The sequence below is a fragment of the Paenibacillus sp. EKM212P genome, from assembly GCF_011066115.1.
GTDB classification, from domain to species: Bacteria; Bacillota; Bacilli; order Paenibacillales; family Paenibacillaceae; genus Paenibacillus; species Paenibacillus polymyxa_B.
On sequence record NZ_JAAMNR010000006.1, the window covers coordinates 325,005 to 343,112 of the forward strand.

Below are 18,108 nucleotides of genomic sequence, written 5' to 3' on the forward strand. Positions count from 1 at the left end.
TGAACCACCCTTTCATTGGTTTTTTCATAAAACATTTGATAAAATATGAAAGATAACAACGTGAGGATTGTAAAATCCGGAACCTGAGAATCACTGGAGGTGCGAAAGCGATGGGACCCACCAAGACAAAAGGTCGTCGTTTTCCTTTGCTGCCTTTAAGAGGACTTCTGGTCTACCCGAGCATGGTTCTGCATCTCGATGTGGGCCGGGAAAAATCGGTCAAGGCTTTGGAAAAAGCGATGGTTGAAGACAATTTGATTCTCCTGTGTTCTCAATCAGAAGTAAATATTGAAGAACCCACACAAGAGGACATCTTTCGAGTCGGCACGGTAGCCAAGGTACGCCAGATGCTCAAGCTTCCTAATGGAACTATTCGAGTATTGGTGGAAGGGCTGGAACGCGCCGAGATTATTCAATATACGGACAATGAAGAATATTACGAGGTAATGGCGAAGGAGCTGCACGAGGCAGAAAACGTACAGCCTGAGACGGATGCGCTTATGCGCACTGTATTAACTCAGTTCGAGCATTATATCAACTTGTCCAAAAAGGTAACACCGGAGACTCTCGCTGCGGTATCCGATATTGAAGAGCCGGGGCGGCTTGCAGACGTGATTACAAGTCATCTGACGCTTAAAATTAAGGAAAAGCAGGATATACTGGAGACGGTCGACGTTACTCAGCGTCTGGAGAAGCTTCTGGATATTTTGAACAATGAGCGTGAAGTACTGGAGCTGGAACGTAAAATCAACCAGCGTGTGAAGAAGCAAATGGAGAAGACGCAGAAGGAGTATTATCTGCGTGAACAAATGAAGGCGATTCAAAAGGAACTTGGCGAGAAGGAAGGCCGCGCAGGAGAAGTTGAAGAACTGCGCAACCAGCTAAGTGAACTGGAGTTACCTGTTCCGGTGAAGGAGAAGGTCGAAAAGGAAATCGATCGTCTGGAAAAAATGCCGGCAAGCTCTGCCGAGGGTGGCGTCATCCGTAATTATGTTGATTGGTTGTTAAGCTTGCCGTGGAACAAGTTTACCGATGATGATCTGGATATCGTCAAAGCTGAAGAGGTACTCAATAACGACCACTACGGACTCGATAAACCGAAGGAACGTGTATTGGAGTATTTGGCTGTGCGCAAGCTGGTGAAGACCATTAAGGGACCGATTCTGTGTCTCGTAGGCCCGCCAGGGGTCGGCAAGACCTCGTTGGCCCGTTCGATTGCCAAATCCATGGGTCGGGAATTTGTCCGCATTTCTCTCGGAGGTGTGCGGGATGAAGCGGAAATCCGTGGTCACCGCCGGACTTATGTTGGCGCGATGCCGGGGCGGATCATTCAAGGGATGAAGACCGCAGGAACGTCTAATCCGGTATTTTTGCTGGATGAGATTGATAAAATGGCTTCCGATTTTCGGGGGGATCCATCGGCGGCATTGCTCGAAGTGCTTGATCCTGAACAAAACAATACGTTCAGCGACCATTTTGTCGAGCTGCCGTTTGATCTGTCCAATGTAATGTTTGTAACGACAGCCAATGCTGCACACAACATCCCGCGTCCGCTAATGGACCGTATGGAGACACTCTATATTCCAGGCTACACCGAACTGGAAAAGCTGGAAATCGCCAATCGGTACCTATTGCCCAAGCAGAAGAGAGAGCATGGCTTGAACGAGGAACAGTTGGTCATCGGGGAGGATACGCTCCTGCGTGTCATTCGTGAATATACCCGTGAATCCGGTGTGCGGAATCTGGAACAGCAAATGGCTTCTCTGTGCCGCAAGGCGGCGAAGTCCGTTGTATCTGGTGGCGAAGGGCCGATTCAAATCACACCGGATAATCTGAAGGATTATTTGGGTATCGCTAAATTCCGTTACGGTGTTGCAGAACTGGAGGATCAGATCGGTACGGTTACAGGCTTGGCATGGACAGAGGTCGGTGGTGAAACACTGATGATTGAAGTGACGGTCGTACCCGGTAGTGGTAAACTGATTCTTACGGGTAAACTGGGAGACGTTATGAAGGAATCTGCCCAGGCGGCATTCAGCTACACTCGTTCCAAAGCAGTTGATCTGGGCATTGAACTGGACTTTTATGAGAAAAATGATATCCACATTCATATTCCTGAGGGTGCGATTCCGAAGGATGGCCCATCTGCGGGAATTACTATTGCTACCGCATTAATTTCAGCTTTGACCAACCGTCATGTATCCAAGGATGTAGCTATGACAGGCGAAATTACTTTGCGCGGCCGAGTATTGCCGATTGGTGGTTTGAAAGAGAAGTCGCTGGCTGCCCATCGGGCAGGCTACAAAAAAATTCTGCTTCCCAAAGATAATGAACGGGATTTGAAGGATATTCCCGACAGTATCCGGCAGGATGTTGAATTTGTCCCCGTTGCCCATATGGATCAGGTGCTAAAGCATGCTTTGGTTGAGCAGGCAAGGGTACATTAGAGAGGAATTAAGAACACAATGAAAGTAACAAAAGCAGAATTTATAATAAGTGCGGTTGGCCCCGATCAGTTTCCTGTGGACGCTTTGCCAGAGATTGCTCTGGCGGGGCGCTCCAATGTAGGAAAGTCTTCACTGATTAATCGGTTGATTAACCGTAAAAATTTGGCGCGTACCAGTTCTACGCCAGGTAAAACCCAGCAACTCAATTATTACCGGATTAATGATGACCTCTATTTTGTCGATTTTCCCGGTTATGGTTATGCCAAGGTATCCAAAACGTCTCGCAAGGCTTGGGGGCAGATGATTGAGTCTTATTTGCTGGAGCGTGAGCCACTTAAGCTGGTGCTTCAAATGGTGGATTTGCGTCATCCGCCGTCCAAGGACGATATCATGATGCACGATTGGCTGCGCCATCACGGGCTTCCAGTCTGCGTTGTAGGCACTAAGGCAGATAAAATCCCTAAAACGCGGCGAGAAAAGCATTATAAGGTAATCAAGCAGGAACTCGGAATACTTCCCGGGGGATTGTTTATCCCCTTTTCATCCGAAGAAGGTATGGGCAAGGAAGAGCTGTGGTCTGTCATCTCCAGCTATATAGAGAATGACGACGAAGAGCAGACGGAATTGTAAGGTTAGGGACGTCCTTGAGGGCGTCCTTTTTTCATGATTCGGGCTTCACAAAATATTAAACTCACTAAAATGGTGGGAATAATATATAATAACTAAAGGAACTCGTGGAATTTAAGTAGAAGAGTGAGGATATGGGGTATAATGCAGTCTCAACCCTATCATTTTCCGTTTATTTCCGATGTATGGCGGAAATTTATGATTTGATGTGCAAGAAAAGCGTTGTAGGTCTGATGTATAATAAAGCATAAAGCTTAAACTTATAGGTTCAGGAAAGAATTGAGGAGATTGGTATGGCTCAGCGGTTAGCCACAGAGTATGTTAAAACCACTTTGACCTTGTCGGAAACTCAAATGGACGAATTTTTGCGGGCAGTGGATGATCCCCAGGTGCATTACTATATTAAAGTTCTAGATAACGGAAGACAGGAAATCGTTCTGGAGCATAGTGCGGGTGAGGAAGTTCATTTGTTTTTTGAAGCCCAAGAGGGAGCGTTTGTGTGTGAATTGACTTGCCGCTTAATTCATCCGCAACTAACCCTGTTTATACGCAAACTTTTTGTTCGTTTTAAGGGCGAAGGCATCGTTTACCGAATGTATCAAGGATTCACTATGGTGTATTTTTATAATGAAGGTACGGTTCGTAAAATTATGGAGAAGAATGCCGTAGGCTCCAGGCTGGTATTTGAATATAAAAATACGGTTCAGGAACTGCAACAGCTTTTTCAGCATCAGAACGTCGAAAATGAAATATCAGACGTATATCATCTCATTAATTCGTTGCTTGACCAGCGGAATTTGGCGCGTACTTTCTCGGAGTTGGAACAGATTGACCACAAGCTTCGAATGAGTTGCTCGAAATTATTTGCACTGGAAGCTTAATAAGGCATGAATACATGGAATGAATCGTTATGCAGTGTAGTCCCTTTCTTTACCGAAAGGGGCTTTTTTATTCCAAAAAAATGATTGCATTTGCTGCACATAGATGTTATTTTTAATCTCGTTGAAAATGAATATAGGAACCAGGATTCACTCAGGACATTGAATGTTGCGAGAGGTTATTCCCTCGGGAAGTGAATGACGTAGGTCCTAGCGGATGAAATTTTTTCAAACATTTTATTCCTAGGAAGGGGGAACCGAAAGATGGAATTGGAGTACTCAACTTTCGGAAGACACGTTGCCGTAGATACTTGGGGTGTTGAGTTTGAATTACTGAATGATGCGCAGTTTTTGGAGGCTCAATTAGTTGAAGCAGCTGAAGCTTGCGGAGCAACGGTGATGTCTGTTCAATCCAAGCAATTCGAACCACAGGGAGCTACCGTGCTTGTACTGTTGTCGGAGAGTCATCTCTCTATTCATACGTATCCTGAGAGAGGATTTGCCGCTATTGATTGTTATACTTGCGGTGAGACTGTCGATCCGCAGCTGGCTATTGATTACCTGGTATCCGTTCTAAAACCGAAAAAAACATATGCGAAGAAGCTGATTCGCGGCTTGGGAGAACTTCAGGTGGAATCACCGGAGTGCAAGTTGGCTGAGTTGGTGTAAATCGTTCTTTTATGGAGCCATTTGTGCGTCCTATATTATAACCATGGAACATTTCCATGGTTATTTGTTTTAAAAGTGGTCTACACTAAATCAAATCTTACAGAACATGCTAGATGTTCATGAACGTCATCCAATTTTCATAAACAATTCATAAAACAGCCGGAGGAGATTCGGACTTCTGTGATATAATTAACATAGTTTATGATAACAGTGGTTATTCTTATTACAGTTTAGGCAGGTGAATTTGCAATGCACATCGTCGTTGTTGGGTTGAATTATCGTACGGCGCCTGTGGAAGTCAGAGAGCGTTTTACATTTGCAGAAGAAGATTTGCCAAAAGCGCTGGAACAACTCAAACTTACCAAAAGTGTGTTGGAGGGCGTAGTTGTCGCAACCTGCAATCGGACTGAAATATATGTTGTGGTGGACCGCCTTCACATGTGCGGTTATTTTATACGCAGTTTTATGGAGCAATGGTTTGGTATTCCGCGTGATCAATTTACACAACATTTATATATATATGAGGACGAGCAGGCGATTCGGCATTTGTTCCGTGTGACTTGTGGCCTTGATTCTATGGTAATCGGAGAAACACAAATTTTGGGACAGGTAAAGAACGCTTTTCTTCAGGCTCAATCCCAGAAAATTACGGCAACGTGGTTTAATATGTTGTTTAAGCAGGCCGTCACATTGGGCAAGCGTGCCCATTCGGAGACGTCTATTGGAGAAAGTGCCGTATCTGTCAGCTATGCAGCAGTTGAGCTGGGCAAACGGATTTTCGGGATGTTTACCGATAAAAAGGTACTGATTCTCGGTGCTGGTAAAATGAGCGAGCTTACCGTTAAGCATTTGTACAGCGGTGGAGCAGCCGAGGTTATTGTAGCAAACCGAACCTTGTCCCGTGCGGAAGACCTTGCCTCCAAGTTCCATGGAACGCCGGTTACGATGGAGGAAGGTATGAATCGGTTGGCGGATGTGGATATTGTCATTAGCTCGACAGGTGCCCAGGGTTATATTCTGGATCGGACTCGGGTTGAAGCAAGTATGAAACGTCGACAGTCCCGTCCTTTGTTTATGATTGATATTGCGGTTCCACGTGATCTCGACCCGGCTATTGGTGAATTACAGAATGTTTTCCTGTACGATATTGATGATCTGGAAGGGATCGTGGAGAGCAATTTGGAAATGCGCCGTACCGAAGCTACAAAAATCGAGCATATGATCGAAGATGAGCTTAGCGAGTTTTATCAATGGTTGAAAACGATGGGAGTGCGTCCGGTGATTCGTGCATTACAAGAAAAAGCGGAGTCTGTACATCAGGATACGTTGGAAAGCTTGTTCAATAAGCTTCCCGAGCTGGATGAACGGCAACGCAAAGTGATTAGCCGCTTGACGAAAAGTATGCTGAATCAGATGATGCATGATCCGATCAATCGGGTAAAGGAACTGGCTGTTCAAAAGCAGGGAAATGAGGCCCTAGACATGTTTAGCCATATTTTTGCTCTAGAGGATCGTTTGGATGACGCCGCTCAGAAAGTAGATAAAAGCGATGCGTCTGCGTTAATGAAACCGGAAGCCGGTGTTCATGAAAAAACCGTTCAGGCTCAGGCTTTGCCAGCGTCGTTTGCGCCGGCCAGCCTGTAAAGGTGGGTGAACAGAAGTGGCTTCAGGCATGCTTATATATGATTCAATGATTTATGTTTTTGCCCTGAGCCTTCTGTTTGTATTCTCGGATGGGATTCGTCGCAATGCGAATGCTAAACGGACAGGTACAGGGCTTCTTGTTGTCGTTCTGGTGCTCCAGCTTGCTTATATGGGGATAAGAACCTGGAATGAAGGGCATCTTCCTATTTTTGTGACCTACGATTTTCTATTTCTGTTCTCAGTTATTTTGGTACTGATTTCTTTGATTCTGACACGTTATCAGCGATCCGAATTTGCGGTATTGTTGCTTAATATTATTAGTTTTGCAGTGCTAGTGCTCAACAATATATGGATGGAGCCTCTCGACAACCCACTTGGAAATTGGCATACAGTTCATGGTCTGCTCCTGATTCATATTGCGCTGGCTAATCTTGGTTTTGTAGCAATGACGGTAGCAGCTGTATTTTCGGGGTTATATCTGTTTTTGCATCGTAAATTGAAAGTAAAGAAATGGAATGACACGATCAGACGCCTGCCGAGTCTAGAAATGATGGACCGGTATACGCATATGGCGCTGTTGATTGGTACTCCTTTGTTGGGGGTCTCAATTGTAGTTGCCGTTATTTCAATTATTGCCGAGGAACGCTGGCGTCTCTTGCTAGATACCAAGGTGCTGATGACAGCGATTGCCTTGTGCGTGTATATTATATTTTTAGTGAGCAAAAGATTGAATCAGCGTTCAGGGCTTGTCATGGCAAAGTGGGCATTGGTGGGCTACACGCTATTGATTCTTAATTTTTTGCTGAATTCCTGGTCTGTATTTCATCAGTGGACGGGAGAGTGAAAGCCTTTTGCAGCATTTTGTCCCGATTTCGTTGAATTGTAAGAATAAGATCTGTTGTGTTGTAGGTGGCGGTAGGATTGCGGAACGAAAGGTAAAGGGGATGATGGAAAGTGGGGCATTCATTACCGTCATTAGCCCGAATATAACGCCGGATTTACAGGTTCTGGCGGATCACAAGCAGCTCCACTGGGTAAATCGCGTATATCGCGAGGGTGACCTCCAGGGAGCCTTTCTTGTATATGCGGCGACGAACCAGAGAGAAGTGAATTATGAGGTTGCGCATGAGGCCAGACAAAGGGGTATACTGGTAAATGTGGCGGATCGATCGGAAGAGGGAGACTTTATAACGCCGGGTATCATTCGACGAGGAAGACTGACGATTAGTATTTCCACAGAAGGGGCTGGCCCTGCTGTGACCACTGATATTACATCAGCTTTGAATACGTTGTTTGGTAGCGAATACGAGCCATATCTGGATTTCATGCACGATATGCGACAGATCATCAAACGTAAGATAAGTTCCCCACAGCAAAGGACCAAACTACTGAGGCGCTTGGCGAGTAGCGGAATTTTGGATCAAATACGGCGTCATGAATTTATGGCTTGGACCGAAAAAGAAATAGACCTATGGATTGCGCAAAATCAGGAGGAATAACATGCGAACAATTGTGGTAGGCAGCAGACAGAGTGCGCTGGCGTTAACTCAGACCGGGCATGTCATTGAAGATTTGAACGCGCTGTGCGCAAAGCATGGAATGGATTTGCAATTTGTCGTGAAGAAAATCCTGACCAAGGGTGATCGAATATTGGATGTAACCTTGTCCAAAGTGGGTGGCAAAGGGCTTTTTGTCAAAGAAATTGAACAGGCCATGCTGGCTGGTGAGATTGATATGGCAGTACATAGTATGAAGGATATGCCTTCCGAATTGCCGGAAGGGCTTGTTAACGGCGCTGTGCCGCGCCGTGAGGACCCGCGTGATTGCCTGATCACATTGGGCGCCAAGAGCCTGGAGGATTTGCCTCAAGGGGCAAAGGTGGGCACGAGCAGTCTGCGCAGAGCCAGTCAAATCAAGTCCATGCGACCTGATCTACAATTGGAGCCTGTGCGTGGTAATATTGATTCCCGTCTGAAAAAGCTGGAGACGGAAGGTTTTGACGCTATCATTTTGGCGGCAGCAGGCTTGCATCGGATGGGCTGGAAAGAGCGAATTACGTCCTATATACCGGAAGAAGACTGTTTGCCGGCAGTCGGGCAGGGAGCGCTAGGTATTGAATGTCGTGCGAGCGATGAAGAGCTACTGGCCTTGCTGCACCTTTACAACGACCGGGATACCTCGGCTACCGTTGCGGCAGAACGAACCTTTCTGGGCGTGTTAAATGGGGGATGCCAAGTGCCGATCGGGGCTCATGCGGTCTGGGCTGGTCAAGAAATCAGCCTCACGGGCATGGTAGGCTCGCCAGATGGCGAGGTTATTTTGAAGGAAACGCTCCAGGGAAATGATCCGCAAAAGCTGGGAGAAGCGGTGGCGGCCAGTTTGATAGCCAAAGGAGCGGAACAGATTCTTGCGCAGGTGAGGGGATGATAGCATGGCAGGAAAAGTATATTTGGTAGGTGCAGGACCCGGAGACGCAAGATTAATTACGGTCAAGGGTTGGGAATGCATTCAATTGGGCGATGTCATTGTATACGACAGACTGGCAAGCCCGCGCCTCTTGGGATTGATGAAGCCAGGTGCCCAAAAAATCTATGTCGGCAAGTTGCCAGATCGTCACACCATGAAGCAAGAGGAAATTAATCAGCTGCTGGTGGATTTGGCCTTGGAAGGAAAAACAGTTGTTCGTCTTAAAGGGGGAGACCCCACTATATTTGGACGAGTCGGCGAGGAAGCCGGGCTACTGCGTAAACATGGTATTTCTTATGAAATTATACCCGGCATCACATCAGCAATCAGTGTGCCCGCCTATGCGGGCATTCCAGTCACACACCGGGATATGGCCTCATCGCTGTCTATCATTACAGGTCATGAAAGTCCCGATAAACTCGACAAAAGTATTCATTGGGATAAAGTGACGAACGCAACGGGCACACTGATCTTTATGATGGGTGTAGCCAAGATCGGCTATATCAGTGAACAGCTGATAAAACACGGCAAGCCGTCAAATACTCCTGTTGCCTTGATCCGTTGGGGGACCCGCGCCGAGCAGGATACGCTGGTGGGTACGCTGGCGGATATTGAAGCTAAGGTGAAGGCTGCGAATTTTCAACCTCCCGCCGTCATCGTTGTCGGAGAAGTGGTCAATCAACGTGAACAGTTAAAATGGGCTGAGGACATGCCTTTGTTTGGCAAGCGGATTTTGGTTACTCGCGCGCGTGCGCAGGCCAGCAGTCTGGTTCACCGGATTGAGGAGCTTGGCGGCGAGCCTTATGAATTTCCAGTTATTCAGACTGTCGCCCCTTCGGACGAGTCAACCAAACAGGAAATTAAAGAGGCATTTGCGCGACTACCTGAATATGATTGGGTGTTTTTCACTAGCGTTAATGGAGTTGAATACTTTTTCACGCACTTAAAGGAACAGGGCAAGGACGTACGCATGCTGTTCAAAGCTCGTATTGCCGCAGTCGGACCAGCTACAGCAGCTGCGCTTCGGACACACGGAATTGTGGCAGAACAGATCGAAGGCCCTTTTCAGGCAGAAGGCTTGCTCGAAGGGTTTGAGCAGGATTTGCAGGCAGGGCAGAACGTATTTCTACCTAGAGGTGATCTAGCACGGCCGTGGCTGCCAGAAAAGCTGAGGGAGATGGGGCTTCATGTGACCGAGGCTGATTTGTATCAAACTGTGCTGGCAGCCAACACACAGGATGACGAGCTCCTCAAGCTGCTTGAGGAACGTGCCATTCATGCGATTACGTTTACGAGTTCCTCAACCGTCACCTTTTTTCTGGAAGCGCTCAGGCAAATGGGGATCCATGATCCATTGTCGCTGCTGGAGGGAGTTACGATTGCTGTAATAGGTCCTTTGACCGGTGAGACAGCTACCCAAGCCGGTTTGACTGTGAGTTTTATGTCAGAGAAGGCAACCATTGAAAGTCTGATCCAATCGTTATGTGACTGGAAACGATCAAGTACTCTTATGACATTATAATTTTTTGTTTTTGCTAATGAATGTATAAAAAATGGAGGTTTGTATTCATGAGTGTTCCTTTTACTAGACATCGTCGTTTGCGTCAGTCGGCTGCAATTCGCAGTATGGTGCGTGAGACGGTATTGAATTCCGCTGATTTTATCCAACCGATCTACGTAACATTTGGCACTGGGGTGAAACAGGAAATTAGCTCTATGCCAGGTGTATACCGTTTTTCTCTAGATCGGCTGGAGGAAGAACTGAAAGAGATTAGTGAGCTTGGCATTCCCGCCGTGCTCCTGTTTGGCATACCGGAAACAAAAGACAGTGTAGGGACTTCGGCTTTTGTGGACGATGGTATTGTTCAGGAAGCTACTCGTTTGATCAAGTCTCGTTATCCCGAACTGCTGGTTGTGGCTGACACTTGTTTGTGTGAGTTTACGGACCATGGACACTGCGGTATGGTACACATGCATGAGCATGATGGTGAGGTATGCGGTGAAGTATTGAATGATGAATCTCTGGAGGTGCTGGTACGTACAGCAGTTTCTCAGGCCAGAGCTGGTGCGGATATTATCGCGCCATCTAATATGATGGACGGTTTTGTACAAGCGATTCGGCAGGGGCTGGATCTGGAAGGCTTTTCACATATTCCGATTATGTCGTATTCCGTCAAATATGCGTCTGCTTTTTATGGTCCTTTCCGGGAAGCCGCAGATTCTGCGCCGCAGTTTGGTGACCGCAAATCCTATCAGATGGACCCTGCCAATGCACGTGAAGCATTGCGAGAAGCGGAGTCTGATGTGCTAGAGGGTGCGGATATGCTGATGGTGAAGCCTTCTCTTTCTTACCTGGACGTGATGCGCACGATTAAGGATCAATTTGATCTGCCTATGGTGGCTTACAACGTTAGTGGTGAATATGCCATGGTCAAGGCAGCCGCTCTTCAAGGCTGGATTGATGAAAAAGCAATGGTGCTGGAGATTCTGACAAGCATGAAGCGTGCGGGTGCAGATATGATTATTACCTATTCGGCCAAGGATGCGGCAAGATGGTTGAAGCAATAAGTCTATTTTCAGAAGATAGGAGTGGTCAGATTGATCGACGAACAACGGAAAGTGCGCAAGGATACGAACTCCAAAGTAGCCTTTGATGAGGCAAAACAATACATTCCGGGCGGCGTTAACAGCCCGGTACGGGCTTTTAAATCTGTTGGGATTACACCTGTATATATCGACCATGGCGAAGGATCGCGTGTATATGATATTGATGGTCAATCCTATTTAGACTATGTATGTTCATGGGGACCGCTTATTATGGGCCATGCACATCCCGAAGTGGTTAAAGCTTTACAGGCTGCTGTTGTAAAAGGAACCAGCTTCGGCGCACCAACGTTGGCAGAAACCGAAATGGCCAAGCTCGTATGTGAGCGTGTTCCTTCTATGGACATTGTACGTATGGTTAACTCCGGAACTGAGGCGACTATGAGTGCGATTCGACTCGCACGTGGATTTACGAGCCGTAGTAAAATCCTTAAATTTGAGGGATCATATCACGGTCATGCGGACAGTTTGCTGATTAAAGCAGGCTCTGGTGTTGCGACATTAGGCTTGCCCGATAGTCCGGGTGTACCTGAAGTCGTAGCTACCCATACCATCACCGTCCCTTATAATGATTTGGCTTCGGTGAAGCTAGCTTTTGAGAAATTTGGCGAAGAGATTGCCGCAATTATTGTCGAGCCTGTAGCAGGCAATATGGGAGTTGTACCGCCACAGCCTGGATTTTTGGAAGGTTTGCGTGAGGTAACCCAGCAGTACGGAAGTCTGCTGATTTTTGATGAAGTGATGACTGGATTCCGGGTTGGACTTCATTCGGCTCAAGGTCGCTTTGGTGTGACGCCGGATCTTACCTGTCTGGGTAAAGTGATTGGTGGTGGACTCCCTGTAGGTGCTTACGGCGGACGTCGGGATATTCTGGAGCAGATTGCTCCATCGGGGCCAATTTATCAAGCGGGTACGCTTAGCGGAAATCCGCTGGCTATGGCAGCAGGTTATTCGACACTTAAATTGCTGACGCCAGAAGTATACGATCGCCTGGAAGAGCGGGCAGCAAGACTTCAAGCCGGATTCGAACGTAATGCGAGCGAGCTGGGTATCCCTGTCACGATCAATCGCGTGGGTTCCATGGTTTGTCCATTTTTTACAGAAGAAAAGGTTGTCAATTTTGACACAGCTAAAACGAGTAATCAGGACCACTTCCGCCGTTACTTTACTGAAATGGTGAATGAGGGAGTCAGTGTGGCACCATCTCAATTTGAGGGTATGTTTGTGTCGGGCGTGCATACGGTAGAGGATATTGATGCCACCATTGAGGCGAACTATCGCGCGCTCAAACGTCTATGAGCTGGCAAGGTGGCTGGAAAAGAAGAGGACCGTGGCTGGAAGTCACGCCAGGACGGGAAATCACAGACGGGGAAAAAAACAATGCTGATGCTGTAGATCAGTGGTTGCTGAATCGTTTGGAATTACCGGAAAAGCTGTGGCGCAGACTGCGTCATGCAAAAGAGATTGAACTTACAGGGGACCGGCTGCGGCTGGCCCTTTTTCCTGTAATAAACCTTGGAATCACCCCTCGTTGGTATGATTTGAAGGTACTGTATGAAGATGATTTTTGCCTGGTAGTGCATAAACCGGCAGGTATGGCAGTACATCCGGACGGCGCTGTGCAGGATGGTCCGCTGACGTTGGATCATGCTGTCGCATCCTACTATGAGATGAATGGCATTCATGCGGCGGTACGGCATGTACATCGTCTGGATGTGGATACGACGGGCCCAGTGCTATATGCCAAAAATGAATTTGCGTTGCTCAAGCTGGACGAGCAAATGCGAGCTAAGGATATAGGCCGCAGGTATGTAGCTTTGGTACGAGGGAAAGTACCCCCATCGCTGCGAACGTTGGATTGGCCGATTGGCAAGGACAGGCATCATAAGCAGCGCCGTCGTGTATCTCCAACTGGGCAAAAGGCGGTTACCCATATTGAACTCGGGGAAGTATGGGGAAGCGGTCCAAGTGCAGTGAGTCTCGTATATCTGACGCTGGAGACAGGCCGGACGCACCAGATTCGCGTACATCTTAGTCATGCTGGCTACCCGTTGCTCGGGGATGTATTATACGGGGGGCGGGCTACTGATTTTGGCAGGCAGGCGCTGCACGGAGAGAGTCTTACCTTCTGTCATCCGCTGAGTGGCGAAACGATTACCGTGGAGGATGCTTGGCCGGATGATTTTCAAAAGCTACACAAACAGCTATAAAAGATGGCATGCCTTCTATTTTGGCGCATATACTTGAACCTAGAAACGGTTTGCAATATGGAGTTTCCGTGCGCCTGACCAGAAGTCAGAGGATGTGCGGAGACTGCCCAAAGGAGGATGCCATCCTTGAATAAACAACAGAATGATCAGCCGCAAGGCTTGCGTTTTGATATTTATGAACGCATTCATTTGACGGAGGAAGCTGCCGGGATTGCTGAGTTGGAGGAAATTGAGCTTCTGCCACGCATTCAGGTTGTAACCCACGGCGACCATGCCGCTTTGCGAGGGCATTTGCTGCTGGAGGGCGTGTACCGCACACCTGAACAGATCACGAGCGAGCTTCATCATTTGATCCCTGTGGAAATTACCATTCCGCTAAACCGCGTAGGGAGATTGGAAGATATCTCTGTCGAGATTGAAAATTTTGATGTGGACCTGCTTTCTTTACGTAGTCTAAATATTACAGGCGTTCTTTCTTTGCATGGCGTGGAAAGCTCGCACGCGGAGGAGACGGCGGTTTGGCTGGATGAGGAATTTACCGTAGTGCATGCACCTGAGCATCCGGTTCAATCCCTTTCCGCCGATGGAGAGCATCATGCAGAGGCCTATTCTACCAATGACTCGTCCTCCGATTACGTTACAGATCCTGAAACTTCCTACAGAGTGCCAGCACAACAGGAGTCCGTTTCTTGGGAACAGCCGTCTAAGGACCATGAGGAACAGAAGTCATTGTCGGAACAGCAAGCTTATGAGTCGGCAGTAGATCCTAACCGATTCTATGAGCCTTGGACGGGCAAAGCAGTTGAAGACAGCTCTCCCGAGGTCAAGCATGAGCATGGGTCTCCGGAAGTGTGGGGATTTCAGCAAGAGGAAGCATGGGCAGGGGGAAATGAGCCTAAAGTATCTTCCGCATCTCCTAATATAGTATATGAACCTTTGCTGTCTGAACCGCATCATGCCACGGAGTCCGAGGTCTATCTGGAGACACAGTTGGAAGCGAGTCAAGTAGATAACTTCGACTTCAGGCCTGAAGCGTCAGAACAGGTTAACCACGAGGCCCATGATACCTTTACTGAGGATAAGCCAGAGATGCGTGTAGCGCTCAACAGTAAAAAGGATGAAGGGGCAGACGAGCCAGACCCGGTTGTCTACTCATCATTGCTCCAATCCAGCCGTTCGGTGAAGGAAGCCGAATACCAGCAGCAGTTGGAGCAGGAGCCGCAGGATCAGGATCATAAAGCCGAAGAAGAGCGAGAGAATGCCAAGTGGAAGAACCTTTTTTTTCATACACAAGATGAAACACCTTTTCGTAAGGTGCGGTTATGCATTGTACAGCGCGAGGATACACTGGAAACCATAGCTGACCGTTATCAGCTCAGCACACGTGAGCTTCAACTGTATAACAGATTGGCGGAGCATCATGTGGAAGAAGGACAGGTATTGTATATCCCTTGATCCGGTTGCTGAAAAATGCACGGCGGGTGTTGACTATAGTCAATGGGAAATGTATGATGTGGTATAGTTATTGAAAGACTGAGATCGGGAAGAGTAGGCAGCAAGCCCTTCAGAGAGTGGAATTGCAGCGCTGTGAGGTTCCGCAGGAAGCTACTGGCCGAAGTCACCCGGGAGTCGCCTGTTTGAACGGTTCCTCATTTAATTCCTACGGAAGATAAGAGGCTCACGGTAGAATAAGGCCGGTCCGCAACCGTTATCTGCATAAAGTGTCACACCATGTGTAATGGATCAGTGGATACATACACAAGGGGTGAAACAAAGGTGGTACCGCGAGAGAACAGCCTTTCGTCCTTTGAGGATGAAAGGCTTTTTTTATTTGCCAATTGAAAAATCATGGAGGTATCCTGATATGTCAGAAGAAGACAACAAGACAACCTTGGAAATGCCAACAACGTACGATCCAAAATCAGCAGAACAAAAATGGTACAAAACGTGGATGGAGAAGGGCTATTTCCGCGCTGGGCAACATCCAGAGGCAGAGCCTTTTACAATCGTTATTCCACCACCGAATGTTACAGGTATGTTGCATATTGGACATGCTCTTGACTTTACTTTGCAGGATATTATTATTCGCGCCAAGCGGATGCAGGGGTATGATGCCTTGTGGCTGCCAGGGGCAGACCATGCGGGTATTGCTACCCAAACAAAGGTAGAGCAAAAGCTGCGTGAAGAAGGCCTGACACGTTATGATTTGGGCCGCGAGAAGTTCTTGGAGAAAGTGTGGGAGTGGAAGGATCTTTATCTAGATAATATCCATAACCAATGGGAAAAGATGGGCTTTTCTCTCGATTATTCTCGTGAGCGTTTTACGCTGGATGAGGGACTGTCCCAAGCGGTACGTGAGGTATTCGTTAAACTGTACAAGAAAGGTCTGATTTATCGCGGTAAACGCATCATTAACTGGGACCCTGCTGCACGTACTGCATTATCGGACATTGAGGTGGAATACAAAGAGGTGAACGGAAATCTGTATCACCTGCAATATCCACTGAAAGACGGTAGCGGATTTATTACGGTAGCCACTACACGTCCTGAAACGATGCTGGGCGATACAGCTGTAGCTGTACACCCGGAAGATGAACGCTACAAGCAAATGATCGGCAAAACGCTTGTGCTCCCAATCATCGGACGGGAAATTCCGGTCATTGCGGATGACTACGTTGATAAAGATTTCGGTAGCGGCGCGGTTAAAATTACACCGGCTCACGACCCGAATGACTTTGAAATGGGACAACGTCACCAGCTGCCACAAATTACGGTGATGGACGAAACGGGAACGATGAATGCCGAAGCAGGCAAATATCAGGGCCTTGATCGTAGCGATTGCCGTAAGCAAATCGTCGCTGATCTGAAAGAGCAGGGTGTACTGATTCGTATTGAAGAGCACGTACATCAAGTAGGCCACAGCGAACGTACAGGTGTAGTTGTAGAACCTTATCTGTCCACACAATGGTTTGTGGAAATGAAGCCTCTGGCAGCTAAAGCGATTGAAGTGCAGAAGGCTGGCAACGGCGTAAACTTTGTACCGGATCGCTTTGAACGTACTTATCTGCATTGGATTGAAAATGTGCGTGACTGGTGTATTTCCCGTCAATTATGGTGGGGACACCGTATTCCAGCTTGGTACGATGAAGAAACCGGAGAAGTTATTGTATCGGCAGAGGACCCTACAACTTTGCCTGAGTATGCTGGCAGAAAGCTAAAACAGGATGAGGATGTGCTGGATACTTGGTTCAGCTCGGCTTTATGGCCGTTTTCGACACTGGGCTGGCCTGAGCAGACAGAGGACCTCAAACGATACTATCCGACTAATGTCTTGGTTACAGGCTATGACATTATTTATTTCTGGGTATCGCGTATGATTTTTACCGCGTTGGAGTTTACGGAAGAGATTCCGTTCAAGGACGTACTTATGCACGGGTTGGTTCGTGATGCGGACGGTAGAAAAATGTCCAAATCCCTCGGCAACGGTGTTGATCCGCTTGACGTGATTGACCAATATGGTACCGATGCCATGCGTTATATGATTTCCACCAGTAGCACGCCTGGGCAAGACCTTCGTTTCCGCTGGGAGCGGGTGGAGCAGGCCCGTAACTTTGCCAATAAAATCTGGAACGCGTCACGCTTTGCGCTGATGAACCTGGAAGGCGTCACTTCGGCAGATATAGACATTACTGGTGACTTAAGCACTGCTGATCGTTGGATTTTGCATCGTCTAAACGAAACTTCACGCGACATCACGCGTCTAATAGATGCTTATGAATTTGGCGAGACAGGCCGCCTTCTGTATAACTTTATTTGGGATGATTTGTGCGACTGGTACATCGAGTTTGCGAAGCTTTCCCTATATGGCGAAAATGCAGAGGCGAAAAAGAAAACGCAGTCCGTACTTGCATATGTATTGGATCGGACACTGCGCATGATTCATCCGTTCATGCCGTTTATCTCTGAGGAAATATGGCAGCATCTTCCGCATGAGGGAGAGACGATTACACTGGCCGCTTGGCCTGTTTATGATCCTTCTTTTGAGGATAAGGATGCAGTTGCAGAAATGAATTTGCTGATCGACGTAATTCGCGCTGTGCGCAATATCCGTGCTGAAGTCAATGTGCCGATGAGTAAAAAAATTGAGTTGCTCATAAAACCCGGCGATCAAGCCGTTCTCGATATCATTAACCGCAATGGGGAATATGTGCGTAGATTCTGTAATACGTCTGAATTCGACGCGGGATTAGAGTTCACCGTTCCAGATAAAGCGATGACATCTATAGTTAGCGGCGCAGAGCTGTACCTGCCGCTGGCCGGACTGCTTGATATTGCCCAGGAAATTAGCAGACTGGAAAAAGAACTTCAGCATTTGAACAGTGAAGTGGAGCGCGTGGAGAAAAAGTTATCTAACCAAGGCTTTGTGGCGAAGGCACCAGCTAAAGTCATCGAGGAAGAGAAGGCCAAGCAAGCCGATTACTCAGATAAGCGCGCTAAAGTTATCGCACGTATTGAAGAACTCAAGGGATAATTTCACTCACAATAAAATGACCTGAAGGTGAA

At 47.5% G+C, this 18,108-nt stretch carries 14 protein-coding genes; all 14 read left to right on the forward strand.

Annotation, left to right across the window (positions count from 1 at the left end):
- The first annotated feature begins 110 nt into the window (after positions 1-110).
- A complete protein-coding gene (gene lon / locus G9G54_RS19125; RefSeq protein ID WP_061828821.1) occupies positions 111-2,447 on the forward strand; it encodes an endopeptidase La in 2,337 nt (778 codons plus the stop codon).
- Between the two features lie 18 nt (positions 2,448-2,465).
- A complete protein-coding gene (gene yihA / locus G9G54_RS19130; protein WP_061828820.1) occupies positions 2,466-3,077 on the forward strand; it encodes a ribosome biogenesis GTP-binding protein YihA/YsxC in 612 nt (203 codons plus the stop codon).
- Between the two features lie 290 nt (positions 3,078-3,367).
- Positions 3,368-3,955, forward strand: a complete 588-nt coding sequence (locus G9G54_RS19135; protein ID WP_134904425.1) for a non-ribosomal peptide synthetase module — start codon at positions 3,368-3,370, stop codon at positions 3,953-3,955.
- 267 nt (positions 3,956-4,222) lie between these two features.
- The gene (gene speD, locus G9G54_RS19140) at positions 4,223-4,621 is read left to right on the forward strand and encodes an adenosylmethionine decarboxylase (protein WP_025365654.1); all 399 of its coding nucleotides are present in this window, start codon (positions 4,223-4,225) and stop codon (positions 4,619-4,621) included.
- Between the two features lie 249 nt (positions 4,622-4,870).
- The gene (gene hemA, locus G9G54_RS19145) at positions 4,871-6,265 is read left to right on the forward strand and encodes a glutamyl-tRNA reductase (protein ID WP_069290219.1); all 1,395 of its coding nucleotides are present in this window, start codon (positions 4,871-4,873) and stop codon (positions 6,263-6,265) included.
- 16 nt (positions 6,266-6,281) lie between these two features.
- Positions 6,282-7,109 carry a cytochrome c biogenesis protein CcsA gene (gene ccsA / locus G9G54_RS19150; RefSeq protein WP_061828817.1) on the forward strand — a complete coding sequence of 276 codons (828 nt, stop codon included), beginning with the start codon at positions 6,282-6,284 and terminating at the stop codon, positions 7,107-7,109.
- A gap of 7 nt (positions 7,110-7,116) precedes the next feature.
- On the forward strand, positions 7,117-7,764 hold the full coding sequence (locus tag G9G54_RS19155; RefSeq protein WP_165179223.1) for a precorrin-2 dehydrogenase/sirohydrochlorin ferrochelatase family protein: 648 nt from the start codon (positions 7,117-7,119) through the stop codon (positions 7,762-7,764).
- A gap of 1 nt (position 7,765) precedes the next feature.
- A complete protein-coding gene (gene hemC / locus G9G54_RS19160; protein WP_165179224.1) occupies positions 7,766-8,692 on the forward strand; it encodes a hydroxymethylbilane synthase in 927 nt (308 codons plus the stop codon).
- A 4-nt stretch (positions 8,693-8,696) separates the two neighbouring features.
- A complete protein-coding gene (gene cobA / locus G9G54_RS19165) occupies positions 8,697-10,253 on the forward strand; it encodes a uroporphyrinogen-III C-methyltransferase (protein WP_103050161.1) in 1,557 nt (518 codons plus the stop codon).
- 47 nt (positions 10,254-10,300) lie between these two features.
- Complete coding sequence (gene hemB / locus G9G54_RS19170) at positions 10,301-11,299, forward strand: porphobilinogen synthase (RefSeq protein WP_165179225.1); 999 nt, start codon at positions 10,301-10,303, stop codon at positions 11,297-11,299.
- 30 nt (positions 11,300-11,329) lie between these two features.
- Complete coding sequence (gene hemL, locus G9G54_RS19175; protein ID WP_025722720.1) at positions 11,330-12,634, forward strand: glutamate-1-semialdehyde 2,1-aminomutase; 1,305 nt, start codon at positions 11,330-11,332, stop codon at positions 12,632-12,634.
- Positions 12,631-13,545, forward strand: a complete 915-nt coding sequence (locus G9G54_RS19180; protein ID WP_165179226.1) for an RluA family pseudouridine synthase — start codon at positions 12,631-12,633, stop codon at positions 13,543-13,545. The genes hemL and G9G54_RS19180 overlap by 4 nt, the downstream gene beginning before the upstream one ends.
- Before the next feature lie 126 nt (positions 13,546-13,671).
- Positions 13,672-15,000, forward strand: a complete 1,329-nt coding sequence (locus G9G54_RS19185) for a LysM peptidoglycan-binding domain-containing protein (protein ID WP_165179227.1) — start codon at positions 13,672-13,674, stop codon at positions 14,998-15,000.
- 409 nt (positions 15,001-15,409) lie between these two features.
- Positions 15,410-18,076, forward strand: coding sequence for a valine--tRNA ligase (locus G9G54_RS19190; RefSeq protein ID WP_165179228.1), 2,667 nt, complete (start codon positions 15,410-15,412; stop codon positions 18,074-18,076).
- Positions 18,077-18,108: the final 32 nt, after the last annotated feature.

Coding starts and splice junctions, on each gene's coding strand:
- lon (WP_061828821.1), top strand. CDS start 111: ATGGGACCCACCAAGACAAAAGGTCGTCGTTTTCCTTTGCTGCCTTTA.
- yihA (WP_061828820.1), top strand. CDS start 2,466: ATGAAAGTAACAAAAGCAGAATTTATAATAAGTGCGGTTGGCCCCGAT.
- G9G54_RS19135 (WP_134904425.1), top strand. CDS start 3,368: ATGGCTCAGCGGTTAGCCACAGAGTATGTTAAAACCACTTTGACCTTG.
- hemA (WP_069290219.1), top strand. CDS start 4,871: ATGCACATCGTCGTTGTTGGGTTGAATTATCGTACGGCGCCTGTGGAA.
- hemC (WP_165179224.1), top strand. CDS start 7,766: ATGCGAACAATTGTGGTAGGCAGCAGACAGAGTGCGCTGGCGTTAACT.
- cobA (WP_103050161.1), top strand. CDS start 8,697: ATGGCAGGAAAAGTATATTTGGTAGGTGCAGGACCCGGAGACGCAAGA.
- hemB (WP_165179225.1), top strand. CDS start 10,301: ATGAGTGTTCCTTTTACTAGACATCGTCGTTTGCGTCAGTCGGCTGCA.
- G9G54_RS19180 (WP_165179226.1), top strand. CDS start 12,631: ATGAGCTGGCAAGGTGGCTGGAAAAGAAGAGGACCGTGGCTGGAAGTC.
- G9G54_RS19190 (WP_165179228.1), top strand. CDS start 15,410: ATGTCAGAAGAAGACAACAAGACAACCTTGGAAATGCCAACAACGTAC.